Below are 26,997 nucleotides of genomic sequence, written 5' to 3'. Positions count from 1 at the left end.
TTTACACCTTACCTGTCACTCGATCCAGCGCATACAGCGCAGCTCCCGCCGCGCCCACGATCTCCGGCTCCGGGCATATATACAGTTTGGCGCCGATCCGGTCTTCCACAGCTTTCACCACCCCCGGATTCTTGGCCACGCCGCCGGTCATCATAAAGCCCGGCTCCATGCCCACCCGCTTCATCAGCGACCAGGCCTTGCCCGCGATGGAACGGCAGATGCCGTTGGCAATGTCTGCTTTTTCCTTATTGTTGGCGATCAGGGAAATCACCTCGGACTCGGCAAATACCGAACACATGCTGGTGATCTCGATCTCCTCCGTGGACTGCAGGGCGATGGGCCCCAGATCGTCAATGTCCACTTCCAGCGTCCGGGCGATCATTTCCAGGAAACGGCCCGTGCCCGCCGCACATTTATCATTCATGACGAAATCCGCCACTTCGCCGTCCGCTTTCAGGCGGATGGCCTTGCTGTCCTGCCCGCCGATATCCAAGATTGTCCGAATATCCGGGTTAAAATAATGGGCGCCCCGGCCATGGCAACTGATCTCCGTCACATTTTCATCCGCATAGGGAATGCTGACCCGGCCATACCCGGTGGATACGATCCAGGAAAGCTGCTCTCTTCTCAGGCCCGCTTTTTCCAGCACCTCCGTCAGAATCCGATCTGCGCTCTCCCCGGCCTTGGCACCGGTGCGCACCACCGCCGACGCCAGCAGATGCCGGTCGCTGTCCATAATAACCGCGTTGGTGGATGTGGAACCACTGTCCACGCCAAGTACATATTTCATGCCGTCCCCTCCGATGTCTCTCGGGCCTCCCCGCGCCTTGCCCAGCGATTCCAGGAAAGCCTCAATTCTTGTCAGCACCTGCCCTCTGCTCTGTTTTGTATAATCCGTCTCCAGCAGCAGCATGGGTTTCTTCAAAATCCCTTTCAGCCAGGCGTATTCATATGCATAATTGTCGCAAAACTGTACCGTATGGTAAATGATGCCGTCCACGCTGTCCGCGTAGCGTAAGATCAGCTCGTCCCGGTTGGACGCCGCCTCCATCCGCATGCACGGAAACTGGCTCAGCAGTCCTCTCGTGTAGCCGGTCAGCACCTGCTCCGGCTCATAGAGAACCTTCCGATCCAGGCCGGTGCACGTCAGGTCAAAGGCCGTGTGCACGCCCTGTTCCTCCAGAATGTCCTTCAGCAGCTGTCCGGCCCTGGCACCGGCAATGCCAATGTTCAGCGTTCCTTTGGCCCGGTTCGGGCTGACGGAAATCGGCGCACTGTCCTTTCTGGCCGCCAGGATCTCTGCCAGCTTCGTTTCCTCAAAAGTTTTCCCGTAATAGGATTCGCAGGCTCTGATCATGGCACGGATGCGCTGCTCATACAGGGTAATGCCCGCTTCCTTGGTGATCCGCGGCACATCCAGAATATAGATAAATTTCTCCGGGTACTGCTCTTTGAGCACATCGTACAGCCGCCGGATGCTGTCACAGCAGGTGGTGAGGATCAGGCCGTCATAGTCCCCAGCCATCACATCCTCCAGCACCCCCTTAGCAAAGCTGCAGATGTTGGGATGCATGCGCAGATCGGCCTGCCCGAAGCTGGTCACCTCCGGCTCGATCCGCTTCGTCTCGATGCCCATGGCCTCAAAAATCTCCACCGGCGTGTATTTACAAATATAACCTAACATACTTTCTGCTCCGCCTCCAGCATTTCCAGAAATGCTTCCAGCCTTGTGCGGATCTGTCCGTCATGGCTGTTGCGCCGGTCGATGCCGTCCCCGTCCAGGATCAGCATGGGGATGCCCAGCTCCTGCATTTTTTCTTTCAGAAGAATACTGCCGCCCGCCGCCTGCTTGCAGCCCCAGTGGCAGAAATGGATGACCGCATCGGGCTGTAATTCCTCCGCCAGATCGCCGATGACCTTCGCCTTATGAGAATAGGAACCGTTGAACAGGTTGGCAATGATCTTCTGTGCCAGCGCCCGGAACGGGGCATTCTCATCCAGATGTCTCGGGCCGTCCAGCTCCATATCGCTGGCAATGATCTGGTATTTCTGATTTTCGTTAAAATATTCTTTCAGCGTTTCCTGATAAAAAGGCATGAGATGCACCCACAGGATGCGCTTGCCGTCAAAGGCCGGATATTTTTGGATATCCTCCACGAGAAAAGCCGCCAGATCCCGCAGTTCCCTGGTACCCATCATCAGGTGCGTCCCCATCATGAGATACAGGTGGCTGATGAGTTCCCCGGGATACCAGTGATCCTTCTGCAGCTGGAAAAACTGTTCCAGCAGATCTCTTGTCTCGTTTTCCGTGCGGATGATCTCTTTTAACTTTTCCTCGTCAAAGCTTCTGCCGCAGTGCTCCGCCAGACGATACGCAAATTCTTTCAGCTGTTCTGCCAGATAGTCCACCGATGCCTCATCGTCCGCGTACGGCACATCCAGGAACGTGTACGGCACGCCGATCTTTTTTTCCAGATAACGGAAGGTGTTCAGGTTGCCGTCACAGGACAGGGAGGTGGTCACCGCATATTCCGGGCGTTTCACCGCGCCGCTCTCCACGCCGCCGATAAACGTCTTGTGGTAGGAGCAAAGGGTCGGTGCAATGCCGCTGTTCTGCGCCCGGTCGATGAAATAGTCCTCCAGATGATAGCCGGAAAAATAGCAGGACAGGCACTCAATGGAAAGGGTACGAAGGCCCAGTGCCTCCATGATCTCACAGGGTGCAAAAATATTGCCCCACACGTAGCTTCCCTGATCCTTCAGCGCATCCGCCACCAGTGCCATCATCATTGTCTCCAGCTTCTGATAGCCTTTCGACAGGTTTTTCTTCGGCAAAATCCGGGTTTTCAGCTTGTTGGCCTGGAAGCCGAACACCATCTTCTCCCAGCTTTTCTCCGGGTGCTCCACCACCTCGTCATGCACGTAATCAATAAACTTATCTACCACTGACATTCTTTTTCTGTTACTTCCTTCCTACTCGCCAAATTCCTCTGCAGCCCGCTTCATCATCTCCCGGATGGGCAACTCGTACGGACAGCGGGGCTCACAGGCGCCGCATTCGATACAGGCACTGGCCTTCACCTTCAGGCTGCCGTACCGGTCCTTCGCCCAGTCTCCCAGTCCATAGCGCTCCAGATATCCTGCGAAAAGAAAGACGCTGGGAATCGGGATGCCAACCGTACACGGAGCACAGTAATTACACCGGCGGCAGAAATTGCTGCCCAGGGTTTTGCGGACTGCTTCGATCTTCTGATTTTCCTCAGCAGTCAGCGCTTCCGTGCGCTGCACCGCCTGCAGATTCTGTGTGATCTCGTCCAGATTGTACATGCCCGGAATGACCACAGTCACATCCGGATTCGTACAGACGAAACGCATGGCCAGGTCGGCATCCTCGATGGCGCCGCCCGCCAGCGGCTTCATGTCAATAAAGCCGATATTTTTCTCCGCACACGCATGAATGAGATGCGTGCACTGGGTTTCTACAATATTATAAGGAAACATGATCGTCTCCACCCAGGGCAGCTCCAGTGCTTTCTCAAATACCGCCTCCGCGTGGGCCGTCAGGCCGATATGGCCGATCTTCCCTGCCTCTTTGGCTTCCATCAGCGCTTCCAGCGCACCGCCGGGCGCCATCACCTGCTCCAGCTGCTCCATACTGGGGTTGTGCACCTGATAAAGGTCGATATAGTCTGTCCGGAAATTGTGCAGGCTCTTCTCGATATCAGCCTCCATGGCTTCCTTCGTCCGGGCCATGGATTTCGTTGCCAGAACAAATTTCTCCCTTCTGCCTTCCAGCGCGTATCCCAGATACTCCTCGCTGACGGTATAGCCTCTGGCACTGTCAATGAAATTGATGCCGTCCTCCACCAGACGATCTACCAGCACTCTCGTGCCCTCCCGGTCGATCCTCTGGATCGGGATGCCGCCAAAGCCCAGTCTTGATATGCGAAGTCCACTTTTCCCAAGTGTTACGTATTCCATCTCTTCTTCCTCCCGTTTTCCACAGAAAAACTTTTCCTGATATTTTACCACAAAAACAATTATTTTTCCACCAGTTCAGTCATGGGATCTCGTGGATGAGCTGTCATGCTCGCATGAAAAGCGAATCACGAGAGCCCATGGCTGAACTGACCAGACTGATCTTTCCTTTAGTAACTACTCATGTCCGCATCAAAGCTTAACTGTACCAGTTCTCCTCCTTCGTGCCGTACCCGGTACATCCGGTCATTGCCGATATCCGCCGGATTGTCAAACAGTACGCCGAACTGCTCCGCGAACGCCTCGTCCACCCGGAACAGATACACGTAATCGAACTGCTGCAGGTCATCCGACCAGCTGTAAATATTTTTATAAGCGGTAAACACATCCCCGTCTCCATATTTGACGCCGATGCTCCATGTATAATTGGCATTGATCTGCACAGGGGTAAACATATTGCGCAGCACCCAGTAGTCCAGCCCATTGCTGTTCTGGGAGATCACATATACCCGGTCCTTCGTATAATCCAGCTTGTTCTGGAACCGCAGTGCCCCGTAATAGCCATCCTTCAGCTTCTGGGACGTCTGTGCCGCCTCTATCGGATGAATGAGCACATCGTTCACGCCATAGTTGGTCATGCACAGAACCGTGGCCACCAGCGCCAGCGCCGAAACAAGCATCATCTGTTTTTCCTCCCTGTGGAAATACCAGACATAAATGCCGATGTAGGAGCCCAGCATGCCGATGAGATACGTGTTCGTATACCGTGCGCAGGACGCCAGCCGCATGGCCTCGTACTCCGAGTAGGAAAACAGATACAACACCAGCAAAAACAGCAGATATACCACAAATCCCACGATCAGCCCAGCAAACACGGCCCGGAACCGCTTCCGGTCTTCCGGCCTGCACAGATACACGAACAGCACCGCAAAAATCACAAACAGCAGGAACCACACCGCCAGCGGGAAAGAGACGATCCAGCCGCCCATGGGCTCCGTCAGGAAAAACTGCCAGAACTTTTTCACCGTGATGATCCGATATTCCGGTGCTTTTCCCACAAACAGATCCAAAATGCCCCGCAGGCTGATCTCCGAAGCGCTCCACGCCCGCTCCGTTCCCGAAAGCGACAGGTAAATATCCCAGGATTTTTTTCCGATGAGAAGGCCCGCTGCACCGAAAATGCCGTCCCACAGCAGTGCTTTTCGCTCCGTCCGGTCTTTTGCGGTCAAAAGCAGCGGCACCAGAACGAACACCACTGCCATAGCCGCAAGCCCGGTTCCCGAAGCCTTGGTCAGCGCCAGCATCATACAGCCAGCCGCCACGTTCAGCGCCCGGAACCATCCCGCCTCGTAGGTGACGATGGCGTACACCACGAAGAAATAGAGCACGCCCAGGAAGGCATCCACATACAGTCCCACGTATGTATTTTTGTGCAGCGCCGTGGGCAGAAGAAACGCAATCACCATCAGAAAAGCGCCGCCCCATACGGACTGCTTCTGCTTCCACTCCACCTTTCGCAGCAACGGCAGCATGCAGCCATAGCTCATGACGCCCAGCCCCCGGATGGCATTTGTCTCGTTGAAGCTTCCAAAGCTGGTGAAAAAATAAGCCATCAGAGAGGTGGCCGGAGGATAATCCTTGAACTTGGTGGTGGCCTCCGCCACATTTCCCAGCTTTCCAAAGAAATGCATGTTTCTTACCACCAGTCCCCAGTGGGAAAAATCGTCCCACTGCATGAACACCCGGCCTTCGCTGTTCCACCAGAAAAACAGGGTGATCAGCACAAACGCCGCAAAGCCCGGTGTCAGTACCCGGTCAAGAAAGGTACGTTTTTCCCGGATGAGAAAATAGAGACAGACCAGACCGCTGCCCACGCCGACAGCCAAAACCACATTTCTGCCCATGAAAAGCTGCCCCGCCATACCGGCCACATAGAGCATCAGCACCACAGAAAACAGCGAGAGGGGCAGAACCTCCTCGAACCGTCTGCCCCCCACTCTCGTATACAGGCCTGCCAGACAGACCACAATTCCAATCGCAATAAATATCGTCATTTTTTAAATACCCATTCCTTCTGAATCCGAAAGCTGACAAGAAACAGCAGCGTATCCACCACGATTTTCACAATGGTAGCATGGATACCCAGCAGCTTCACAAACAACGCCACCAGCCCTGCGGAACAGAGCATCTGTACGATACAGAGTGCATAGTATTTGAAAAAGGTGGTCTGGATTTTTCCTTCGCACCGGAATACCACGCCCTTGTTCATCAGAAAATTATAAATAGAAGAAACCACCCGGGCACCCACGGTCGCCGCTAGGATCACATGCCCCAGGTGCAGCCACTGTAAAATTCCGGAAAACACGGTAAACAGCACAATGTCGATCACCGAAGAGGACAGCGACGTGGCCAGGAATTTCCCGAAAATGGCATAAATGCGGATGGAATCCCGCACCGGGTGAAAATGGGTGGAGGCATTGCCCTCCAGATACACGGTCTGGATGGGAACCTCCAGCACCGGAATGTTGTACTCCCGGCAATCCATGAGCATGTTCATCTCGTACTCAAACCGCTCTCCCGGCGTAGAAAGGAACCGTCGGACCAGTGCCGGTGAAAATCCCCGCAGCCCGGTCTGGGTATCCCGGATGTGGATGCCGCTTAAGAATCCGAAAATCTTCCGGGTCAGCTTATTACCGAAGCTGCTTTTCAGCGGCACGCCCTTCTCATCAAAATTCCGGCTGCCCAGAATGAGGCTGTCCGGGTGCGCCAGCAGCGCTTCACAGCATTTGCGGATATCCGCAGGCCGGTGCTGACCATCGGAGTCCACCGTCACAACGCCCTCACATCCATCCGGGTGCAGCAGAAATTCATTGAACGCCGTCTTCATGGCACGGCCCTTTCCCTGGTTCACACTGTGGGTCAGTAGCCGACAGTCTCCCTCTGCCACCGCCCGGGCAAAGATATCATCATACGCGGGGCCGCTCCCGTCATTCACGATCAAAATGTGGGAAAATCCTTCCCGTTTCAGTTCCCCGGTCAGTTCCACCAGCTTTTCATCCGGCTCCAGGGACGGTATCACAATCAGGATCTTATCTGTCATCTTTTTCTCCTACAGCTCGGTGTGCAGTACCTCATCCATGGTCGGAATCGATGCCACAGCACCTTTTCTCGAAACAGCGATGGCCGCTGCTTTTGCACACAGATCCAGCACTTCCTTCATCGGAAGTCCTTTCACAAGACCTGCCACGAAAAATCCGGTAAACGTATCTCCGGCAGCTGTTGTATCCACTGCTTTTACTTTGTAGATGGGCTGCCTGATCTGCTGTTCACCGTCTGCGTACACAGAACCGTCTCCGCCCAGTGTCAGCACGATCTTCGATGCCGGGAACTTTTCCCGCATCACATCCAGAATCTTCTGGGGTTCCGCGTAGCCGGAGATCTGCCGTCCTTCCACCTCATTGATGAGGAATACAGACACCTTCGTCAGGTCACAGCTGTCCAGCCCGCTGTCGTAGGGCGACGGGTTCAGGATAATGGTCATCTGCTTCTCATACGCCCGGTCGATCACATAATCCAGACAGTTGATCTCATTTTGCAGCACCAAGATGTCTCCCGCCTCAAAATGATCCAGCACGCTGTCGATGTATTCCTTCGTCATCCGCCGGTTGCTTCCGCCGTAAAGCAGGATACAGTTCTGGGCGTTCCTGTCCACCTGAATGATGGTGTGGCCGCTCTTGCCGTCCACCTGCCCCAGATATGTAGTGTCCACATGGTTTTCCTTGCACACTCTGTAAAAATCTGCGCCGTCCTCGCCCACCAGACCGGCCTGGTACACAGCGACACCGGCTTTGGCAAGGGCAATGGACTGGTTCAGACCCTTGCCGCCGAAAAAGGTTCCCATGCCCTGCGAATTGATGGTTTCCCCCGGCTGTACGATATGATCCACGTCGTACACATAATCATAGTTCAGTGATCCGAAATTCAATACCTTCATAACCGTCCCCCTATAATTTATGATAACCGCAGGCCCTTTTCGGGGTCTGCGGTCTCAAATATTGCTTTACTTATTATTTGTCTGATGACTTGAGCCAATTATTCTCTTCTGCTCCTTCTTCCTCTGTTGCTTCCGTCGGTGTCTCATCACCGGCTGTATCCGCGGGAGCTGCCGCATCCGTCGGATCAGAAGCGGGCTTTGCTGTCGCATTGTCTGCGATCAGGGTCAGCACCTTATCCCACAGGATATCCTCACGGATGGTATCTGCGCCCAGTGCCTCTTCCATGGCGTCCTTGGACTCATAACCATAGTCAGTGGCTTTTTCCTCTGCGGTCTTCTCGTACTCGTCATCACTGACGGTCAGGCCTTCCTTCTCCACGATGGCATTGAACACCAGATTTCTCTTCACCAGATTCTCTGCATAGGAAGTGAGCTCTGTACGGAAATCCTCCTCGCTCATGCCCATCTGTTCCAGGAAATCAGCCATCTCCAGACCGTAGTAGCCTGCATACTGCTCGTAGGAATTGTACATATTCTCTACTTCCTCGTCTACCTTATCCTGCGGAAGCTCTACAAACGTACAGTTGTCCATCACCTGCTGCCACAGTGCCTGTTCTCTGTCAGAGTCTGCGGTGGACTCCTTATAATCCTTCAGGTAGCCGCGCACATATTCCTTGTACTCGTCAACCGTCTGGTAATCGGTGTTGTCTGCGATAAACTGATCGCTCATCTCCGGGATGATGTTCTCACCGCAGATATAGTTCACAGTCACCTCAAACACAACCGGTACGCCTGCCAGATCCGGGTTATTCGGATAGGGATCCGGGAAGGTGACGTTGATCTCCTTCGTGTCACCCGGCTTCATACCAATGAGCTGTTCCTCAAAGTTATCAATGAAAGAGTTGGAACCGATGGTCAGGTCATAACCAGTACCGCTGCCGCCGTCGAATGCCACACCGTCTCTCATACCGGTGAAATCAATGTTCACTGTATCACCATCCGCAACGGTGCCGTCCATGATCTTCTCCACATCCGCCTTGGATTCCAGCAGGTAATCCAGCTCCGCCTGTACATCCTCGTCTGTCACCTCCGTGGAGGTCTCCTCATATTCCAGTCCCTTGTACTCGCCAAGGGTCACATATTTGCTTAAATCATCCACATAATCGGTCTTTACTTCGCTCTTCTTTGCTCCACAACCGGTCGCCAGAGCAACGGCGGCCAGCACTGCTGCCATAAATACTGTCTGTTTCTTCATAATAGATCCTTTCCTCTGACATGCAGAAAGATTTGTTACATTTTACCCGTATCTGTGAAAGATACACCTTTGCAGATGCCACTTACGAACCATAACGAAATTTCATTCTGCACGATCGTTATTTAACAGTATTATTAAACCATATTTTCGGCAGCTTGGAAAGAGTTTTTACTACTTCTTAATAGAATCGAAAGAAAATGTCCCCGACTGAGAAAACCCGTCCTCCATGTCAAATGCTGCGATCTCCCGCTCACTGACCACATAAAAGCGACTGCCTGCGTAGAATCCTCTGACGCGAGAAATATCTGTGCCGTTCTTCTGGGGAATCTCATAGGACAGCAGCTCCACAAAGCCTTTGTCCTCTTCCCAGCGGTAAAGATGGTAAACGGCTTCCTCTTTTCCTTTCTTCCACCGGTCTGTGGAAAAACCGATGAGATTTTTCTCCGGCTCCACCAGCAGAGAACGGTAATCGCTGATATTCCACAGGCTGATGTCCTTCATGCCCACGCGGTCAAGTTCTGTCATCTGTCCCGGCTCACTGATATCAAACATGGAAATCTTGGCTCCCGTCTCCCGTCCGGTGTCCTCGTCAGCCTCACTGCCAATGCCCAGCAGCAGTCCGTCCCCATACAGATGCAGATAGGAGGAAAATCCGCTGACCTTCACTTCGCCCACGATCCTGGGATCCTCCGGCCTGGACAGATCCACGCAGAACAGAGGATCCGTCTGACGGAATGTTACAAAATAGCCCTGACTGCCCACAAATCGGGCGGACTTGATCTCTTCATCCGGCGCCACATCCTCCAGGCTGCCTACCGTATCCAGATCACCATCCAGCACATAGAGACTGCTGATCTGGGAGCCACGGTTCCACCGGGTCGTCACCAGCCGCAGATGGCCGTCGTATTCATCCAGACAAAAGCTGTCCTTTACGTATCCCGGCACGGTACCCACCGCCGCACCGCGGATCACACCATCCCGGAAAGCGAACCGGAAAATCTCTGTACTCTCATCCCCCGCCGCACTGTAATGCATCTGGGTGATATACATATTGTTTGTGGAAATATAATACTCGTCTCCGTCGCAGAGCACGCCTTTGGCTTCCTTCACCTGCGAGGGTTCCTCCATATTCACGGAACTGATCAGGATATAATGTCCCGTCACATCTGTCTGCGGCAGATAAATGCAGCCGCTGGCCAGTTTCTGCCCGTTGGCCTCGGGAATATATGCTGTAGGGTCAGTACCCTCTGAAAAATCCTTCCAGCAGTCGGTAAACACGTATGCATAGCCGTCCACCATGCGGGAAGTCCGGTAACTGCCCTCCTGGGAAATGCCGCCAAGCTTCACCGGACGTGCCGGGTCTGAGATATCGTACACCGTCAGGCGGCACTCTGTCTGATAGTCCGAACCATAGATCACGTCCACCTGGGGCGTCTCCTGTATGTCCTGATCCGTGATTCCTGTGGTGCCACCTGATATGCTGCCGTCGCTGTCCTGCACCCCAGCACTTCCCGCTGCGACGCCTGCCCGTCTCGTCAAAGCAGTGGTCTCCACCTGCGTCAGCAGGGTTAAACGCCCGTTCTCCACATAAATCTCCTGGATGCGGCCGCCGTTCTCCGCAGTCACCCGGCCGCAGGCAGTCAGATCTGCCAGTCGGATGATGTTCACCTGGTTGCTGCCGGAGGAAACCACATATGCATAAGTGCCGTCCGTCTTTACAATGTCCGCTTCGTCCACGCCCTGTTCCCGGACATTCGTCTCAGAATAATCTGCAGAAGCTTCTGCGCTTTCCACCGCTGTTGCCTTTGTTGTCTCTCCACTGCCGCTGCTGCGCAAAGTGTCCTGTCTGGCAGCTCCGCTGCTTCCGGTGCCTGCGGCACTATCTTCCACCGCAGACTCTTCCATAACTCCCGCAGCATCGATTCCCACGGAATACAACACCCCGGTATCAACGGTGAGATTGCTTTCTTTGAGCAGATCATAAATCTCCTCATAACTTTTCGCGATTCGAATGCGCTCTGTGCTCTCGTCACCGGTTGCCGCCCGGGCCGTATCTGCCTGATCTGCTGCTGTGTCTGCACTGCCCGTGGTGCCTTCCGCAGCATATGCGCTGCCCGCTGTATCTTCCTCCTACGACACCTTCCGCCAGTTCTTCTGCGTATTCCTCCGCACTTTCACTGGTCGCCATCGTCGTCTCATCCCCTGTATAACCGTTATCAACTCCACCAGAGAACCGCCACAGTGCCGTGATCACCAATACTGCAGCAGCCGCTGCTCCGATGTAGATTCTGGCATGACGGAGAAAACCCGGCCGCTTTTTCTTGCTTCGCCGATCACCATTTTCTTCCCATACACGATCCACTCCTGAGAATGTTCCATCTATATCAGAAGTACTTGCCTCTCCTACATGCGTTTCATCTATATCAGAAGTATTTGCCTCTCTTACATGCGTTCCGTTTATGTCAGATGCACTGGTCTGGCCTGCAGGCGTTCCGTCCTTACCTGATGTGCTCTCCTGGCCTTGCCGATGCTTCCGCAGCAGTTCCTCGATGGCTTCCGGCTCCAACTCCGACGGGATCGGTGTATCCTCTGCCGCCGCCCGGATAACTGCGCCGATCTCTTTCATCTGCTCTTCTGTCAGTTTTTCTTCATCTATTCCGACCTCATCCTGCTCCACCTGCTCTTCTGACAACTTCTTTTCATATGTATCTTTTAACGCATTCTCACTGTTTTGCACGTTTTCTCTTCTCATTCTGTCTTTCTCTTCCATCTGCACAATCCTCCTTCCTATCCTTCCAGAAGCACCTGCATCCGCCGCATGGAACGGCTGAGCCGGGAGCGCACGGTATTGGCGTTCCGGTGCAGAAGCGCCCCGATCTCCCCGCTGCTGTAACCGCCCAGCACCGACAGAGATACGATCATCCGGTCTTCTTCCGGCAGCGTCTGAAATGCCCGGCGCACATCCATGGATTCACAGGGATCCATCTGCGCGTCCGGCAGCCGCTCCTTCAGCTCCTCTGTCAGTTCTTCTGTCTTATGCATATATTGCCGTCGCTGTTTCCGGCACTGATTCAGCAAAATCTGAAAAATCCAGCCACGGAACGCCTCCGCGCTGCGCAGCCTCCCAATGCCCTCAAAAGCCGCCAGCACTGTATCGCTGACCACATCCCGGGCATCCTCTTCCTGTCCCAGATTGTACAGGGCAAACCGGTACAGATCCCGATAACAGCACTCATACAGCTGTGCAAAAGCATGGACATCCCCCTGCTGCGCCTGCTTCACCAACAAGTTTTCCTGTTCCATTCCACCACCCCTTTTATCTTATAGTGTCTTTTCCCGCCTCAACTGTTGCACCCCACTCAAATTTTCTTCATTTTTTTATAAAATCGGCGACAACAGCCGGGAAAACTGCTCTCCCAGCCTCACGCCCAGCCCGCGTTTTCCATAGGCTTCCCGGGTGATTTCCTGACAGGATTTCAGATCCTCCCGGAAAATCTCCTCCATCCGCCCTGCCAGCGCCCGGTCATAGATCACCGCATTGACCTCAAAATTCAGACAAAAGCTGCGAATGTCCAGATTAGCCGTCCCGCAGCAGCAGGCCAGGCCATCCACCACCACACACTTGGCATGGAGAAACCCATCCATATAACGGAAGCATCGCGCCCCGGCCTCCAGAAGCTCCCCCGCATAGGAGCAGGTGGCCCGATAGACGAAAGGATGATCCGGCTTGCACGGGATCATGAGCCGCACATCCACGCCGGACAGGGCCGCCATGCGCAGCGCCTGCAAAACGGCTTCATCTGGGACAAAATAGGGCGTCTGGATATAGATTCGCTTCCGTGCCCCGTGAAACAGCCGTACATAGTTGTTGCGGATATGCTGCCATCTGGAATCCGGCCCGCTGGCAATGATCTGCACCAGCGCATGCCCCTGGTAATCCCCGGCTCTGGGTGCAAAAAGCGCCCGCTGGGCAAACAGATCCTCCCGGCAGGCATAATTCCAGTCCTGCGCAAACCGCACATTCAGAAGAAGCGCCGCCGATCCCGTCAGTTTCAGATGGGTATCCCGCCAGTGCCCCAGCTTTTTATCCTTTCCGAGATATTCCCGGCCAATGTTAAACCCGCCGATGAACCCCACGCAACCGTCCACCACGATAATTTTCCGGTGATTCCGGTAATTGAGCCGCGGCTGCAGTCGCCCCAGCACCGCAGGAAAAAAGATGCCCACCTGAATGCCTTTCTGCCGCAGCCGCTTATAATCCCTTCTTCCAAGCGCCCGGGTGCCCATGGCATCCACCAGCAGCCGCACCGTCACACCCTCTGCCGCTTTTTCCGCCAGCTCCTCCTCCAGCGCCGCAAACACCTCATCCCGCCGTATAATATAGGAAAGAATGTGAATGTATGTCTTCGCCGCCCGGATCTGTGCCGTCAGTTCCCCGTACAGCGCCTTTCCCTCCGTAAAAATCTCCCAGCGATTGTCCACAGTGAGCACCGCGTCCGCCGCCTGCAGATTATAGCGGATCAGGCTGTCAAACTGCGCCATCTCCGGCTCCGTTACCGATTTTCCCGGCAGCGCCATCAGCCGCTCCTGCACAGCCAGCGTCTGCTGCAGCTCATCCTCCATTTCTTTCAGATGAAACAGCTTTTTCCGCCGGTAATTCTGCCCCGCCAGCACATACAGAAGAAGCCCGGCCGCCGGCATAAACGTAAGCACCAGCAGCCAGGCCCACAATGTCTTCGGATCCTTCCGCTCAAAAAACACCAGCAGCACCATGAGACACAGGCTGATCCAGGAAAAGAGATTTCCAAATTCCATCGTCCATCCTCCTTCGCCGCCGGTTATTTTATTTTCCATTCATGATTTTCGATCTTTTCCTATATTATCTCCTTTTTTCCGAAAAACTATCCGGCTGCTGTGCCTTTCGTATCCCAAAACACATCACGGCATTTTCCCTGTGAACCATCCTGTTTTTCCTCATTGTAACATGAAAACCACACCGTTAAAACCCTTGCACTTTGTCCTAAAGAATGTTACAATATTTTCTGTATTTTGAAAGGATTCGGGAGGAATAGTATAAATGTCTACACTTACTATTGTTTTGCTTGTAATCGCACTGGTGCTCACCGCAGCATTCGTTGCACTTTATTTTTTCACAAAGCGCATGGAGAAGAAGCAGGATGCACAGCGCGAGCAGATGGATGCCATGGCTCAGTCCATGTCCATGCTGATCATTGACAAGAAGCGTATGCGCCTGAAGGATTCCGGCCTGCCGCAGACCGTCATCGACCAGTCACCGAAGATCTTAAGACGGTCCAAGGTGCCGATTGTAAAGGCCAAGATTGGTCCCCGTGTGATGACCCTGATGTGCGACGAGGCAATTTTTGATCAGGTTCCGGTGAAGAAGGAAGTCAAAGCGGTTGTCAGCGGTATTTACATCACTGCAGTGAAGGGGCTCCGCGGCGCGGTTGATACCACGGAACAGAAAAAGAAAGGCTTCTGGGCACGTACAAAGGAGAAAGCACTGGCAGCACGCAGCAGCAAGAACAAATAACGTATTTTCAGAAAATACAGGCTGTCCGAGATGTTCGGGCGGCCTGTTCTTGTATTGGATATCATTTTTCAAAAAGGGAGAATAAGGAGGATATTTGATGAACACCGAACACATTATCATTGCCGGAGGCGGCACCATGGGCACTTCACTCGTACAGATTTTCGCCCAGAAAGGATTTGCGGTGACGCTCTACAGCCGCCGCCAGGAGACCCTTGACCGGTCACAGGAAAACATCCGCGTCAACCAGGAAGCGCTGGTGGCACAGGGCGTGGTAAGCCAGGAGGAATCCCAGACACTCATCAAACTGATCGCCTTTACCAACGACAAAGCCTGCTTTGCAGACGCTGACCTGGTCATCGAAAGCATCAGTGAGGACATGGATGTGAAGAAAAAATTCTGGGACGAGATTTCCCATCTGGTTCCGGAGAATGCTATCCTGTGTACCAACACTTCCGGCATGAGCATCACAGAGATGGCAACGGCTGTCTATCGGCCGGAGCGTTTTACCGGTATGCACTGGTTCAACCCGCCCCACATTGTACAGCTTGTGGAGGTCACCAAGGGTGAAAAGACCACCGATGAAACAGCCGATGCTGTCATGGAACTGTCCCGGAAGCTGGACAAGAAGCCGGTGAAGGTACAGAAGGATATCCCCGGTTTCATTGCCAACCGTCTCCAGTACGCCCTGCTGCGGGAAGCTGCCCACCTGGTAGAATCCGGCGCTGCTTCCATGGAGGAAGTGGATCTGGCCTGCAGCCTGGTCATCGGCATGCGCTACGCCTGCCTGGGGCCTTTCCGTGTGGTAGACATGGGCGGCGTGGATATTTTCAACAGCGTATCCAATTATCTGTTCGAGGATCTGTGTGATGACAAGGACGGTTCCCGCCTGCTCCAGGATCTGGTGGCGCAGGGCAAGCTGGGCGTAAAATCCGGCGAAGGCTTCTATTCCTACAGAAAAGAAGAAATCCCGGGTCTCATCAAAGACCGGGATTCCCGTTATATCCGTATGGTACAGTGTATGGATTCTTTCGAAGAACCCGAAAAATAAACCGGCTGTTACATTTCTGTGAGTGAAAACTGCTGCGCCTCCTTGGACTGGATGTGCATCCTGATCTCACAGTTGGCCACGTGCTCGTAGTTGATGTCCAGGGAATAGTTGGCGCGGACTTCGATCCTGTCATCTGTTTCCTGGATGCTCACCGGGCCGCCCTCAATGCCGATCATCAGATTCCCGTAAGGCGTGCTGTAGCAGGTAAGATTTTTCTTATTTTCTTCAAAAACCATGTGAATGTTGGTAAGTCCCTTCTTGGTCACTTCCAGCTTATTGGGCGAAATTTTCACCAGATTCTGGTTGCGCTCGGCAAATCCCTCGATCACTTCTTCGTATTTCACATAATGGCGTCCGTTTCTCAAAAAATATTCTCCCGGCGCGATCATCTCCAGGCTGTCCGCCCCGCTCTCTCCCGTAAACTGCAGTCCACTGATCCCAATGATTACATCCTTCGTCACTTTCTATTTCCTCCCCGCCCTGCAGGTGTTCCCGTTTTTTGTTATCACAGCCTGTCCGCAGGATCTGCGTCCGAAACTGTAACATTACAATCCTTATCATTCTAGCGTTTTCTGACAAATTATTCAAGCATATTCCAAAAGAATGTGTTATAATAACTGGAAACAAATTAGAGGAGGACCGAACCCATGAGCGAAGAAACCATGGCATCTTACAACAAAGAACTGGAAGCTTCCTTCCGCAAGATCGAGGAAGGCGACATCATCGAAGGCACCGTGATCGGTGTCACAGAGTCTGAGGTTATTCTGGATCTGAAATATTACACCGAGGGCATTATCCGCCTGGCAGACTATACCGAAGACCCCGATTTTTCCATCAAACAGGACGTGGCCATCGGCGATACGGTTTCCGCAGAGGTCATCAGTCTGGATGACGGCAACGGCAACATTCTCCTGTCCAGGAAACAGGCCAATGACGTTCTCGCCTGGGATAAATTAAAGGAATATATGGAAAACGGCACTGATCTCACTGTACAGATCAAGGGCGTGGTCAACAAAGGCGTCATCGCCTACGTGGAAGGCATCCGCGGCTTCATTCCGGCATCCAAGCTTTCCCTTTCCTATGTGGAAAATCTGGAGGACTGGCTGTTAAAAGAGATTCAGGTGCGGGTCATCACCGCTGACGCAGAAGCCCATCGCCTGGTGCTTTCCGCCCGGGAGATTCTGAAAGAAAAAGAGGCCGAAGAGAAAAAAGCGCTGGTATCCAACGTGCAGGTGGGCCTCGTCACCGAGGGTGTGGTAGAATCTGTGAAAGACTATGGTGCTTTTGTCCGGTTAAGCAACGGTCTCACCGGCCTGGTGCACGTTTCTCAGATTTCTGACAAGCATATCAAAAATCCCCGCACCGTTTTGAATGAGGGGGACACCGTAAAAGTGAAGGTCATCGGCATCAAGGACGGCAAGATCAGCCTCAGCATGAAAGCACTGAACGATGTGGCTTCCGAAGAGATCCAGGAAGAAGCTGTGGAAATCCCTCAGGCTGAGGAGATCGGCAGCAATCTGGGTGCACTGTTGAAGGGATTCCATTTCGAGTAAGCTTACAGAACAAAATAAAACCTCCGGGAACTAATGTGATGAATCTCCAAAAGTGTCAGATGTAATCTGATACTCCGGCATTTCAAACATTTCTCCACGGAGGTTTTTATTTTTTCAAAATTTTCAAAAACACCTATAAAAGTCCCAGAATCCGCAGCACGATCAGCGCAATGGTGATCAGCTGGAACCATACGATCACCTTCAGATATTTGCGCAGTGCATTCAGATCATAGCTTCTGCCGTCGCCCTGCTCTTCCAGCGCTCCCTGAATATTCCGAAAACACTTGATATTTTCTTTGTGTACCGTATCCTCCAGAGACAGCCGCAGCGTATCCAGCTGATCCTTCAGGGACTCCCCATCCTCTGCCGGACGTTCTTCCTCCTGAACCTGTGCCTGCATCTGCTGGAGCTGCTCCTGCTGCACCTGTACCTGCTGCTCCTGCTGCGCCTGTACCTGCTGTATCTGTCCATCCAAATCTGCCAGCTTCCGGACAATATCACCAATCTCTGTTCCCAGATGGTCTACCCCCGAAGAAAGCTGTTGGGTCAGCATTCTTATCTGCTTCTGCAGGTCATTAATGCCCTCTGTCCGGGCACTGATATCCCCTGCTCCCGGCCGTCCGCCAATACCATCTTCCTTGTCCATTTTCATTGCATCCAGCCGCTGCAATACGGTTCTCTGCAATTTCCGGACTTCCTCTATTGCCAACGCATTCTGCTCATTCTGTTCTTCCAGATCATTCAGCTTCCTGGCCACTTCACGGAGTACCGTTCTCTGATAAGAACTGCCGCTTTCTGTCTCCGGCCGCTTGCCCAGCATATCCATAAATCCTGCCATTGTTATCCTCCTGCGTTCTTTTTTAACCCGTTTCCCCAACGTATCTTTGTTTTCTTATGATAAATCATTGTATCATTTTGGTTTTCCGTTGACAACCGCCTATTTCTTCCTTCTCAGAAAGTTTTTTGCAATTTGCATGCGGATTTTTCAGAAGTTTTTATCAGATTTGTTCAAAAATTTTTTTCTTTCATTTTTTTGTTTTTGTGCATTTTCACACATTGTTTAAGGTTTGTTCACAATTTATTCATAATTAAAGACTATACTAAAATCATCGAAAGAAAATAAAGATTTGGGCGTTTACGTAATGTTTTTCATTACACACATAGATAAATTTTTTCATAATAGCCTCGGCGGGAAACCGTCGGGGCACTCCTCATTTTATGGGGTATTTTTTAATTCTCCTGGATTGCCTGGTTCAGCTTCCACATACGTTCGTCCAGCTCTGCCACAATTCTGGCACAGTCCCGCAGATCCCGACTGATATACTCCGGCGCACTTTCCTGTCCCTCATATTTGTACTGGATCTTGTGCTCCAGACTGGCCCAGAAATCCATCGCCACCGTACGGATCTGAATCTCTACCTTCACGTCTTCCACACGGTCCTCGATATTCACCGGCACCGATACGATCATATGATAACTTGTGTAGCCGCTTGGCTTCGGGTTCTTAATATAGTCCTTCACTTCCAGCACCTTCAGATAATTCTGCCGGCTGATCATATCTGCCAGGCGGTAAATATCCGGGGTAAAAGAGCAGATGATCCGCACGCCCGCAATGTCCTTCACATATTTCACCATATTTTCCAGCGTGCTGTCATATCCGTGCCGTTTCAGCTTCTTTACGATGCTCTCCGGCTCCTTCAGGCGCGATTTGATATGTTCAATGGGGTTATACTGGTGCACGTATTCAAACTCATCGTTCAAAATCTGCATATTCAGCGTCATTTTCTTCAGCGCTGACTTGTACAGAAACATCACCGCTTCCCAGCTGTCCACATTGCCATCCCTGTCGTAAACAAATTCCATGCAAGTTCCTTTCCGCCCGGCTGTCCCGGGCGCTGATCCCACGATCAGCCTATGGTATTGTAACATATTCTGGGAAAATGTCTACTTGAAATTGACAGGAATTTATCCGGGAACTTATCATGACGCAGCGTTCTCCTCTTTGAAAAAAATAAAATCTGCGCTATAATAAAAAACAGACTATGCAAAGAGAGGTGCATCCATGTTTCGTCTTTGGGTTAAACTGATGAAAGACAATCATCTGATGAAAGATACCGTCATCTGCGATGACAGTGCAGATACAAGAACACATAAGATTTTTCATGCGTTGGAAGAAGCCTGCTATGAATTCGACCTGAGCAAACCCATCTGGCTGGAATCCACCATCAGCGAGTTTCAGCACCATGCCAAGGCCCGCTTCCGGCAGGACAATTTCATTGACTCTGTAGACTTCGACTATATGGAAATCCAGGTCATTGAGGAAGATTAGCATCTTATAATACATAATTTCATTGACACCAAAATATGTGTCTGCTACACTATAATTACATATCTGGGAAAGTTCTTGACCGTTCGGTCACTCAATCCCCATATGCAAAAACAAAAAATATGGCGGAGAAGGTGAGGACGGACACGTATCGCCATTGTCTGTACAACACACATTCTTCTCTACCATCATAAGGAGGAGAATGAAAATGGAAAGACGAAGGAAAACGCTGGAAGAATTAAACCTGTTGGATGATTTTTTATTCAACGCGATGCTGACGTATCCAGATACAGGAGAAGCATTTATCCGTAAGTTGCTGGAGACATTGTTTGATCGGAAATTCCCGCATTTGAAAATTCATCCGCAGAAGACGTTTATCGGCTTGAATACGGGTCTTCGTGGTGCCAGATTGGATGTCTATATCGAAGAAGACGGCAGTGTTCAGATCCATGACGAAGCAATACCAACGGTTTATGATGTAGAGCCGGATCATAACAAAGATGCTGCACAAATAAAAGCTTTTCCGAAGTGGGCACGGTTTTATCATGCTGCCATTGACAGGGTGGCTCTGAAATCCGGAGAAAATTTCGGCAAACTGAAGAAAGTGTATGTGATCTTTATCTGCGATTATGATCCCTTCGGCTGTGACCGGGTGCTATACACGATCAAAAACAAATGTCTGGAAGAACCGGAACTGCCGTATAACGATGATGCGGAGACCTGGGTGTTGTACACCCGGGGCAAAAAAGGCAACATATCCAAAAGCTTACGCCAGCTGCTTAGCTACATGGAGAACACGAACCAGAGCAATGCGATCAATGAGGACCTGAGAGAGATCCAGTTAATGGTAGATCAGGTCAAGCATGACGGGGAGGTTTCACTGCAATATATGAAAAGTTTTGAGCACGACCAAATGATGTATGAGCAAGGACATGAACAGGGGCGTAAGGAAGAACAGAAGAATACAGAGCAGGAACGCGAACTGACCAGACATCTTCTGGATGACCAACGGTTTGATGATATGAAGCACGCACTGGATGACCCCGCTTTCCGGGAACAGCTGATGCAGGAATATCACATTCATTAATTTTTCTAAAAAGCTGATTTCATGGATATTTAGAACCAAAGAACCCTATCAAAGATTTATACAGTCTTTGATAGGGTTCTTTTCGTCCGGAATATTTTTATTCTTTAGTTCATATCAAACAGCTGCCGCTGCCGCAGGTCAATACCCGCCCAGCTGGTACTGGTTCTGGGCTGCCCGTACAGATAAACGGTACTGGTGACTTTTACATACAGCCGGCAGTTATTTTTATAGCCGCTGGTGCCCTGCCGCAGATACCGCTCTATGTGCGGAACAGTGAGCCGGAAAGCATTACTCTGACTGCTGTGGAAGGTACCGTCATCTCCCAGGGCAATGGTGCTGCCGTCGTATCCGACAAGCTGGCCGATCTGTGCTGTAATGTCCGTAAGCTTCTGCCCGGCATTGTCATCCGGCGCATCAGCAACAACCTGTCCATTGTCATCCTGGATGTAGAAGGATATGGTCATTTCCTGCCTGTCCAGATCTTCCTGGCTCAAATCCATGCTGACCATGTTGTAATCACGGACATCGATGTAGAAGTCCATATCCTGTTCCAGCACGTTACCTTCCCCTTCTGTCCAGGCAGTCTGGTCGGTGGCATAATACCGGCTGCTCTCAATGGCAGCCTTTTGACTTAAGTGATCCACAAAGTTTACTGACGGTTCCACGGCAGTAACATTGGCCGCTGCCACCATGGCGTTGATAAACAGGCGGATCTCATCTTCATCCTTCACCGTTTCATGTCCGGCTCCCGTGTAGATCACATTGCCCTTACTGTAGAAATAATAGTTATTTCTGGCATCGTTGGGCGAATTCGCATAATACTTATCCGCAAGGCAATACCAGACAACCACATCTGTCTCTCCGTCGCTGTTCCCATTGATATCCTGATCCTGCTCCAGCGCCAGCTGATAATACTGTCCATGGGTTGTCGCCACATTCAGCGTGTCTCCCATACGGAACGGATACTGGGTGATGGCACCGTCATTCAGTTTTGTCGCTTTTGTTACCAGGGTGTTGCCCGTACCCATTTTATAAGATTCCACCAGACCATTGGTGTACCCCTGTGTCTGTGCATAACTGGTACTTCGATTGCTGCCGGCCTGGTAAGCAATATCACCGGCTGCCTGCATCAGTTCTGCGAAGCTGACGCTGTTGCCATCTGTCAGCGCCTGCCCTTTTTTTAACAGGGCAGATACCGTCTGGGTTCCCAACCGGGCATCCGAGGTAATGCCATACCGATCCATGCCCACCACAGAACGCAATACCGTATTCAGGGACAATCCCCAGGTAACATTCTTCGCCGTATTATGCAACCACTGATCCCAGTAAATACTCGTATTCTCATCCACACCATAAGCCGTAGAAGCGATTTGCTTATACATCTTATTGTAATCATAATTGACATAAGAAGTCGTATCATGCGCAAAAAGAATACTCTTTCCTGATTTTACAAAATCCAGGATGGCATCCACCTGTCCGTTGGCATTGGAAATGTCCTGATATACATCCGCAAATCCCAATACCAGCATCTGCTTGTCGGACAGTAACTGATCCATCTGCGCCCGGCTGTAGCTGTTGATCCTTGTTACCTCTTCTGTCGTTATGTTGATATCAAAGTCATCCAGCTGGCTGGCCAGCCGCGTAAAGTTGCTGTCCGTCTCCAGCTTCCACGTATACCTGGTGGGAAGGAGCTGTAAAACATTGATCACCTGCTTGGCTCCGGTATTTTTCTGCTTCGCATATCCGATCTCCGATGTGTGGATATAGCTGTTCCGGTTACTGGTGATCTCCAGCTTCCAGGTAATCAGTTTAAAATAATCTGAAGGAAGCTTTCTGGTCATCGTATATGTTTTCCCGGCCCGCAATTCATAATGGGAACTGCCATCTGCATCCTCCACCGGAGAAAGCACCACGCCGTCCGCATCCTGAATAACCATATATTTTTTCTGAGATTCCTTCTGTGACAGGTTACCGTCAAAGTTCAGATCCAGATACAGATCACAGTCATACGTGTTCGTGGCCGGTGCAGAATCAGAGTCATTGCCAATGGTAAATACATACCGCAATTCCCCGGAAACATAGTCGCTGTCCGCAGATGCCGTCTCCCCCAGCCGCGGCGGATCCTTGGGTTTCTCCGTAAACTGGATCACCGGCTTGGACAAGTTGGCAAAAAAGGACAGATTCTTTCTTCCTGCAGTCAGATCAGACAGGCTCATGACATTATCGTATGCAATTGCCTCTGATAAAAATTCATAATAATAGGATGAGGTATCCACTTCACCGGCATTCACCCTGCTTCCATTTACCAGGGATGAGCCCAGCACCACCGGGTAACCGCTCTTGACAAATTCCAGCAATTCCTCCATCTGCACGCGGGTCATATCATTGCCGGACCCGCGGAAATAGCCGCCACCATTTTCCCCGTAGGTATTAAACGGAGCAAACCGGCGCAGTCCATTCTGACTCCAGGTTGCATCATACTCATTATCCAGCTGTCCCAGCAGCTTGTGAAGCTCCGTGGTACTTTCTGTTGTCCGGATCCCGGCGCCCACGTGACTGTACCTCAGGTTCTCGGCACCGGTGATGCGCGGATCGCTGGTGCTTTGCTTTCCATCACCGATATAGATCATATCGTATTTGGCAAGAATGTCTTCTTTATGGCCGACAAATTCCGAAGCAGTCATCTGATCCACAGTCACGGATGTGGTCACACCGTCATCACCGGCACAAACAACGCCCAGCTCTGCTCCTGAAGCAAACATATTCTCCTGATTCGTTCCATTTCCCTCCGTTGTCAGAAAAGTAATCTTCATAACTGACACATTGGAAATCGTTTTTCCAAAGGTAACCTTCTTCTGACTTCTGTCACTGGAAGAACTGATATTTTCCTTTGTAATGCTATCAGTGACCTGTTTCCCGTTCCCGTCATAAAAATCTACCTGACAGGACTTCAGAATACCATTCTGGCCACCACCACCGGCTCCCGGCCTGGGCGTGTACAGAAAACCACTCACCGTTTCCGGTTCCACAAAATGAATTTCCAGATAATGTTTTCCTGTATGCGCTCTATTATTATACTGGGAATGCCAAAAGGTTGTCGTGTCATGGTCGGTTAGAAGCTCCGGCCCTTCCCCTGTACTGTGTTCATAGCAGCAAGCTGTGATCTGCCGGATCCTGGAACCACCTTCCAGCCCCATCCATTCCTTTACCGCCTCCTCTGTCACCTGCCCGCAGTTCACATCCGGCATGATTTCCAGCACCCGGATGTTTTCTTTCGTCACCACGTTTCGTTTGTACTGGTAGTTGATGATATACTCCAGTGCCCGGGCCTGAGACAGCTCTTCGCTCAGCGGATCCAGCTGGGTGCCATCTTCTCCCAGGGCACGATATCGGTTTTCCTGCTGAATATACTTTGTTATCTCCTCAAATCCCTCTGTCTGTGTTGCGGACAGCGCCTGATGGAAGCCGGTGTTGACCAGACTGCTTATAGCCGTTCCCGCCGCATTCTGATCACGGAAGAAATATACATACTGGGTCACATAGTGTCCATCCCCATCCGCATCTTTGATAAATGCTGCAAAGATATCTTTCAACACATCTGTCTGGGCCCGGTCGGCATTGACGATGCAGGCAATCCCGGAATCCAAAACTGCCTGAGCCGTCTGTGCAGATAAAGAACCGTTCACATAGATCAGATCATAATCCGCCGGGTTTACGTCTTGTGCATCTTCCAGCACAGTGCCGATACCGGTTCCCGCCATATCCTCCGATCCCGCATATATTTTTTTTCGTAAAATCAGATGCCAGCCGGGTGTCCACCTCCATCTGGAAATCGTCGAAGGCCTCCCCGGAACTTAAATGAAAAACATACCGTTTCATCCAGTCATGGTTTTCATAGCCGCCCCGGTAATACAGGTGATCCACCTGTACAGGAACCGAAGTATCTCCTCCCGGGACAAAGTCATAGTCTCCGTTGCCGGGCACCAGCGCATACTCCGCCAGAGATACATAATGGGTAGCCGTCTGATCGCCCGCCGGAAGATACCTGTCTTCTCCGTCGGGATAGGACGGGTAATACCAGCCATAATAGCTGTAGGAAAGAGGATCTGTCACCGCATTTTCCCCGGGCCGGCAGCAGAACCACACCTGGCATACCCGGTAATAATAATTGTCTGTTACTTCCTCGGAAATATGCTGTACATGTGCATCATCCACGGGCTGCCGCCCCACAACCACGCTCAGCTCCAGCTGCTCCAGTGTGCCGTCTGCATCCGCATGCCAGTACCAGTACTGCCCGTCTTCTTCCGTGATATCTCCATCGTTTCGCTGCGCGGCAGTGCCCGCAGTCTCCGCGGCAGCCATCACCTCTGACAGGGTACCTGCCTGCGTATATTTGTAATAGGGATAACTGTCAATAGATTCTCCCCAGTAAATCATCGGATTGTCCTGACTGCCGCCATGGGTGGAAGCTGCACCGGCAGCAGAATGATCCTGCACCAGCAGCGCCTTGTCAGCAATACCATCCATGTCCGGATTTTCTCCCGGAAAGCTGTAATTTCCCGCAGTAATCTGCTGCGCGGTCTCCTCTGTCAGTGCCTCATATACATTTTCATAATATCCGTATTTGCCGTTGGCATAATCATATTCGGACAGAATTGCCTGTGGATCTCCTTCCAGCGCCGCATTTACTTCCTCATTGGGCACTTCCGCAAAGGTAACAAAGTAAGCTGCCCTGTCGGTTTCATCCTCAATATAGGAAAAATTCTGTATATTTTCCCGGTATTTCCCAAGCTGCGTACGGTCTGCCTCCACACCTTCCCGGATGGGATAATACTGCTGCTCCTGTTTCCGGTAATTACCCGTACCGGCCAGATTTTCCACATAGGATCCGTTGACCTGCACCGTATCCACCCGCTGGTTTCCTTCCTCATCGGTAAGGACGATCTCGTTCCAGTCATCCACGTTCTGATCCTCTGTCAGGAAATAGGCTTCCTCATAATCCGTATAAGACAACGGGGCCTCTTCCTCTTTGGTCTCTTTCCGTTCCACGGTGCTGATGCCGGTGGATGCCGCCCCGTCGATCTGTCCGTCCGCATCCAGGCGCACATTCATGGCAAATGCTTTTCGCTGTTCCGCAGGCAGCCGCTGCAGCCCTTCCTCCAGACTGTTAAAATGTACGGTTTGGGTGTTGCCCTCCCCGTCCGTGTATGTATAGCTATACAGTTTGATATAAGGCTCCTGCCCTTTGACCAGCCAGCCAAGCTCTGCATCCGCACTGTTGTCCACCAGCTCCAGAATACGGAATGGTTTTTCTTCCGTGTTCTCGCTGACAATGGTCTCGATGCCCGGCATCATGGCTGCCGAAGCCGCCGCCGACAGACTGCCCTGCCAGAAAACACCTGCGGCGCATGCACCGGCAAGTACCAGCGCTGCACCGCCATACAATCTCTTCTGTATTTTTTTGCGCACTTTTTGGTGCTTCTTTTTCTGCACACCTTTTTGCATGGTCTGCTTTCTGTATGTTCTCATGAGGAAATTGCCTCCTTATATCCACCGCATGATTTCTGCTGCATCATATCCGTCCCGCTGTCCGGCAATATCCAGACCGTTTCGAAGGGTTACGGTACATGCCTGTGTTTCCTCTTTTCCCCGTTTGTTGATGGTAATGGAAAAGCGAACCACACCCTCGCTTTTGGCCTGGCTCATATCTACGCTGAAATCTGTGACATGCTCTGCCAGCACCGACTCTGCTGCCGCCAGCGAACTGTCCGTGCTTGTCCGCGCATAATAAAGTTTCTCCTCTGCTGCCTTCCAGGTGATCACATCCGTATAAGGCGTCATGCTGCCGGTTGCCACAAATGTCCGCCGGTTTGTCGTCAGTACCCGGGTGTCCCCGTTATCCGTATATCCGATCCCTTCACTGGCGTTCATGATCTGATTTTCCACCGTGTCCATCGTATTTTGCATATCGGACTGTACCTGCACGGTATCCGCAGATTTCCGGTAAAAATTGGCGCCGGAAGTCACGAACCCAGCCACCACGGCACCAAAAATGCCGATGATCGCCACAGAAACCACCATCTCCATCAGTGTCACGCCTCGGTTATCCCCACACGAAGACACCCGATGCTTTCTTTTCGGACGTATCCTTTTATCAAATTTTTCCTCACGCCACTTCTTCATCGCGCCGCTCCTACCTCTTCTA

At 51.7% G+C, this 26,997-nt stretch carries 22 protein-coding genes; 5 read left to right on the top strand and 17 right to left on the bottom strand.

Annotated elements, in window-relative coordinates:
- Position 1: 1 nt before the first annotated feature.
- From RJD28_01170 to cls, 11 genes are all read right to left on the bottom strand, one after another.
- Positions 2 to 1,684 (bottom strand): acyl-CoA dehydratase activase, encoded by a 1,683-nt coding sequence (locus tag RJD28_01170; protein ID WNV58209.1) that lies wholly within the window; start codon positions 1,682 to 1,684, stop codon positions 2 to 4.
- Positions 1,678 to 2,952: a 2-hydroxyacyl-CoA dehydratase family protein gene (locus RJD28_01165; GenBank protein WNV58208.1), complete on the bottom strand. Its 1,275-nt coding sequence runs from the start codon at positions 2,950 to 2,952 to the stop codon at positions 1,678 to 1,680. The genes RJD28_01170 and RJD28_01165 overlap by 7 nt, the downstream gene beginning before the upstream one ends.
- A 21-nt stretch (positions 2,953 to 2,973) precedes the next feature.
- The gene (locus RJD28_01160) at positions 2,974 to 3,981 is read right to left on the bottom strand and encodes an aldo/keto reductase (GenBank protein ID WNV58207.1); all 1,008 of its coding nucleotides are present in this window, start codon (positions 3,979 to 3,981) and stop codon (positions 2,974 to 2,976) included.
- A 167-nt stretch (positions 3,982 to 4,148) separates the two neighbouring features.
- Positions 4,149 to 6,032: a hypothetical protein gene (locus RJD28_01155; GenBank protein ID WNV58206.1), complete on the bottom strand. Its 1,884-nt coding sequence runs from the start codon at positions 6,030 to 6,032 to the stop codon at positions 4,149 to 4,151.
- The gene (locus tag RJD28_01150; GenBank protein WNV58205.1) at positions 6,029 to 7,078 is read right to left on the bottom strand and encodes a bifunctional glycosyltransferase family 2/GtrA family protein; all 1,050 of its coding nucleotides are present in this window, start codon (positions 7,076 to 7,078) and stop codon (positions 6,029 to 6,031) included. Before RJD28_01150 ends, RJD28_01155 begins: the two co-directional genes overlap by 4 nt.
- 9 nt (positions 7,079 to 7,087) lie before the next feature.
- Complete coding sequence (locus tag RJD28_01145) at positions 7,088 to 7,972, bottom strand: ribokinase (protein ID WNV58204.1); 885 nt, start codon at positions 7,970 to 7,972, stop codon at positions 7,088 to 7,090.
- 73 nt (positions 7,973 to 8,045) lie between these two features.
- The gene (gene tig, locus RJD28_01140; protein WNV58203.1) at positions 8,046 to 9,227 is read right to left on the bottom strand and encodes a trigger factor; all 1,182 of its coding nucleotides are present in this window, start codon (positions 9,225 to 9,227) and stop codon (positions 8,046 to 8,048) included.
- 171 nt (positions 9,228 to 9,398) lie between these two features.
- The gene (locus RJD28_01135; protein ID WNV58202.1) at positions 9,399 to 11,156 is read right to left on the bottom strand and encodes a beta-propeller domain-containing protein; all 1,758 of its coding nucleotides are present in this window, start codon (positions 11,154 to 11,156) and stop codon (positions 9,399 to 9,401) included.
- A 100-nt stretch (positions 11,157 to 11,256) separates the two neighbouring features.
- Positions 11,257 to 11,997 carry a hypothetical protein gene (locus tag RJD28_01130; protein ID WNV58201.1) on the bottom strand — a complete coding sequence of 247 codons (741 nt, stop codon included), beginning with the start codon at positions 11,995 to 11,997 and terminating at the stop codon, positions 11,257 to 11,259.
- 17 nt (positions 11,998 to 12,014) lie between these two features.
- Positions 12,015 to 12,530, bottom strand: a complete 516-nt coding sequence (locus RJD28_01125) for an RNA polymerase sigma factor (protein ID WNV58200.1) — start codon at positions 12,528 to 12,530, stop codon at positions 12,015 to 12,017.
- A 75-nt stretch (positions 12,531 to 12,605) separates the two neighbouring features.
- The gene (gene cls / locus RJD28_01120) at positions 12,606 to 14,042 is read right to left on the bottom strand and encodes a cardiolipin synthase (protein WNV58199.1); all 1,437 of its coding nucleotides are present in this window, start codon (positions 14,040 to 14,042) and stop codon (positions 12,606 to 12,608) included.
- Between the two features lie 262 nt (positions 14,043 to 14,304).
- On the opposite strand from cls, the gene RJD28_01115 reads away from it, so the two are divergent.
- Positions 14,305 to 14,778 (top strand): hypothetical protein, encoded by a 474-nt coding sequence (locus tag RJD28_01115; GenBank protein WNV58198.1) that lies wholly within the window; start codon positions 14,305 to 14,307, stop codon positions 14,776 to 14,778.
- A 97-nt stretch (positions 14,779 to 14,875) separates the two neighbouring features.
- Complete coding sequence (locus RJD28_01110; protein ID WNV58197.1) at positions 14,876 to 15,826, top strand: 3-hydroxyacyl-CoA dehydrogenase family protein; 951 nt, start codon at positions 14,876 to 14,878, stop codon at positions 15,824 to 15,826.
- An 8-nt stretch (positions 15,827 to 15,834) separates the two neighbouring features.
- On the opposite strand, the gene RJD28_01105 is transcribed toward RJD28_01110, so the two are convergent.
- Complete coding sequence (locus tag RJD28_01105; protein WNV58196.1) at positions 15,835 to 16,287, bottom strand: DUF1934 domain-containing protein; 453 nt, start codon at positions 16,285 to 16,287, stop codon at positions 15,835 to 15,837.
- 186 nt (positions 16,288 to 16,473) lie between these two features.
- Between RJD28_01105 and RJD28_01100 the strand changes: the two genes are divergently transcribed.
- A complete protein-coding gene (locus RJD28_01100; protein WNV58195.1) occupies positions 16,474 to 17,379 on the top strand; it encodes a S1 RNA-binding domain-containing protein in 906 nt (301 codons plus the stop codon).
- A 133-nt stretch (positions 17,380 to 17,512) separates the two neighbouring features.
- Here the strand turns inward: RJD28_01100 and RJD28_01095 are convergent, their stop codons facing one another.
- Entirely contained in the window at positions 17,513 to 18,217 is a 705-nt protein-coding gene (locus RJD28_01095; protein ID WNV58194.1) for a hypothetical protein, read from the bottom strand.
- Between the two features lie 392 nt (positions 18,218 to 18,609).
- Complete coding sequence (locus RJD28_01090) at positions 18,610 to 19,242, bottom strand: GTP pyrophosphokinase family protein (GenBank protein WNV58193.1); 633 nt, start codon at positions 19,240 to 19,242, stop codon at positions 18,610 to 18,612.
- A 199-nt stretch (positions 19,243 to 19,441) separates the two neighbouring features.
- On the opposite strand from RJD28_01090, the gene RJD28_01085 reads away from it, so the two are divergent.
- Together RJD28_01085 and RJD28_01080 are read left to right on the top strand one after the other, a co-directional pair.
- Positions 19,442 to 19,708, top strand: a complete 267-nt coding sequence (locus tag RJD28_01085) for a hypothetical protein (protein WNV58192.1) — start codon at positions 19,442 to 19,444, stop codon at positions 19,706 to 19,708.
- A 205-nt stretch (positions 19,709 to 19,913) separates the two neighbouring features.
- Positions 19,914 to 20,792, top strand: coding sequence for an Rpn family recombination-promoting nuclease/putative transposase (locus tag RJD28_01080; GenBank protein ID WNV58191.1), 879 nt, complete (start codon positions 19,914 to 19,916; stop codon positions 20,790 to 20,792).
- A gap of 104 nt (positions 20,793 to 20,896) precedes the next feature.
- Here RJD28_01080 and RJD28_01075 read toward each other — a convergent pair whose 3' ends face one another.
- Genes RJD28_01075 through RJD28_01065 form a run of 3 tightly spaced genes read right to left on the bottom strand, consistent with a single transcriptional unit; the run spans position 20,897 to position 26,975 of the window.
- A complete protein-coding gene (locus RJD28_01075) occupies positions 20,897 to 24,553 on the bottom strand; it encodes a DUF5057 domain-containing protein (GenBank protein WNV58190.1) in 3,657 nt (1,218 codons plus the stop codon).
- On the bottom strand, positions 24,489 to 26,321 hold the full coding sequence (locus tag RJD28_01070; protein WNV58189.1) for a hypothetical protein: 1,833 nt from the start codon (positions 26,319 to 26,321) through the stop codon (positions 24,489 to 24,491). The genes RJD28_01075 and RJD28_01070 overlap by 65 nt, the downstream gene beginning before the upstream one ends.
- 15 nt (positions 26,322 to 26,336) lie before the next feature.
- Positions 26,337 to 26,975, bottom strand: a complete 639-nt coding sequence (locus RJD28_01065; protein ID WNV58188.1) for a prepilin-type N-terminal cleavage/methylation domain-containing protein — start codon at positions 26,973 to 26,975, stop codon at positions 26,337 to 26,339.
- Between the last annotated feature and the right edge of the window lie 22 nt (positions 26,976 to 26,997).

It is taken from the genome of Oscillospiraceae bacterium NTUH-002-81 (genome assembly GCA_032620915.1).
Lineage (GTDB): Bacteria > Bacillota > Clostridia > Lachnospirales > Lachnospiraceae > JAGTTR01.
The sequence above is the reverse complement of the archived record's forward strand: the minus strand, read 5'-3'. Positions and strand labels throughout refer to the sequence as shown.

Coding starts and splice junctions, on each gene's coding strand:
- RJD28_01170 (WNV58209.1), bottom strand. CDS start 1,684: ATGTTAGGTTATATTTGTAAATACACGCCGGTGGAGATTTTTGAGGCC.
- RJD28_01100 (WNV58195.1), top strand. CDS start 16,474: ATGAGCGAAGAAACCATGGCATCTTACAACAAAGAACTGGAAGCTTCC.
- cls (WNV58199.1), bottom strand. CDS start 14,042: ATGGAATTTGGAAATCTCTTTTCCTGGATCAGCCTGTGTCTCATGGTG.
- RJD28_01085 (WNV58192.1), top strand. CDS start 19,442: ATGTTTCGTCTTTGGGTTAAACTGATGAAAGACAATCATCTGATGAAA.
- RJD28_01155 (WNV58206.1), bottom strand. CDS start 6,032: ATGACGATATTTATTGCGATTGGAATTGTGGTCTGTCTGGCAGGCCTG.
- RJD28_01115 (WNV58198.1), top strand. CDS start 14,305: ATGTCTACACTTACTATTGTTTTGCTTGTAATCGCACTGGTGCTCACC.
- RJD28_01110 (WNV58197.1), top strand. CDS start 14,876: ATGAACACCGAACACATTATCATTGCCGGAGGCGGCACCATGGGCACT.
- tig (WNV58203.1), bottom strand. CDS start 9,227: ATGAAGAAACAGACAGTATTTATGGCAGCAGTGCTGGCCGCCGTTGCT.
- RJD28_01080 (WNV58191.1), top strand. CDS start 19,914: ATGGAAAGACGAAGGAAAACGCTGGAAGAATTAAACCTGTTGGATGAT.
- RJD28_01070 (WNV58189.1), bottom strand. CDS start 26,321: ATGAGAACATACAGAAAGCAGACCATGCAAAAAGGTGTGCAGAAAAAG.
- RJD28_01160 (WNV58207.1), bottom strand. CDS start 3,981: ATGGAATACGTAACACTTGGGAAAAGTGGACTTCGCATATCAAGACTG.
- RJD28_01125 (WNV58200.1), bottom strand. CDS start 12,530: ATGGAACAGGAAAACTTGTTGGTGAAGCAGGCGCAGCAGGGGGATGTC.
- RJD28_01165 (WNV58208.1), bottom strand. CDS start 2,952: ATGTCAGTGGTAGATAAGTTTATTGATTACGTGCATGACGAGGTGGTG.
- RJD28_01150 (WNV58205.1), bottom strand. CDS start 7,078: ATGACAGATAAGATCCTGATTGTGATACCGTCCCTGGAGCCGGATGAA.
- RJD28_01075 (WNV58190.1), bottom strand. CDS start 24,553: ATGGCGGGAACCGGTATCGGCACTGTGCTGGAAGATGCACAAGACGTA.
- RJD28_01130 (WNV58201.1), bottom strand. CDS start 11,997: ATGGAAGAGAAAGACAGAATGAGAAGAGAAAACGTGCAAAACAGTGAG.
- RJD28_01065 (WNV58188.1), bottom strand. CDS start 26,975: ATGAAGAAGTGGCGTGAGGAAAAATTTGATAAAAGGATACGTCCGAAA.
- RJD28_01095 (WNV58194.1), bottom strand. CDS start 18,217: ATGGCAGGATTTATGGATATGCTGGGCAAGCGGCCGGAGACAGAAAGC.
- RJD28_01145 (WNV58204.1), bottom strand. CDS start 7,972: ATGAAGGTATTGAATTTCGGATCACTGAACTATGATTATGTGTACGAC.
- RJD28_01090 (WNV58193.1), bottom strand. CDS start 19,242: ATGGAATTTGTTTACGACAGGGATGGCAATGTGGACAGCTGGGAAGCG.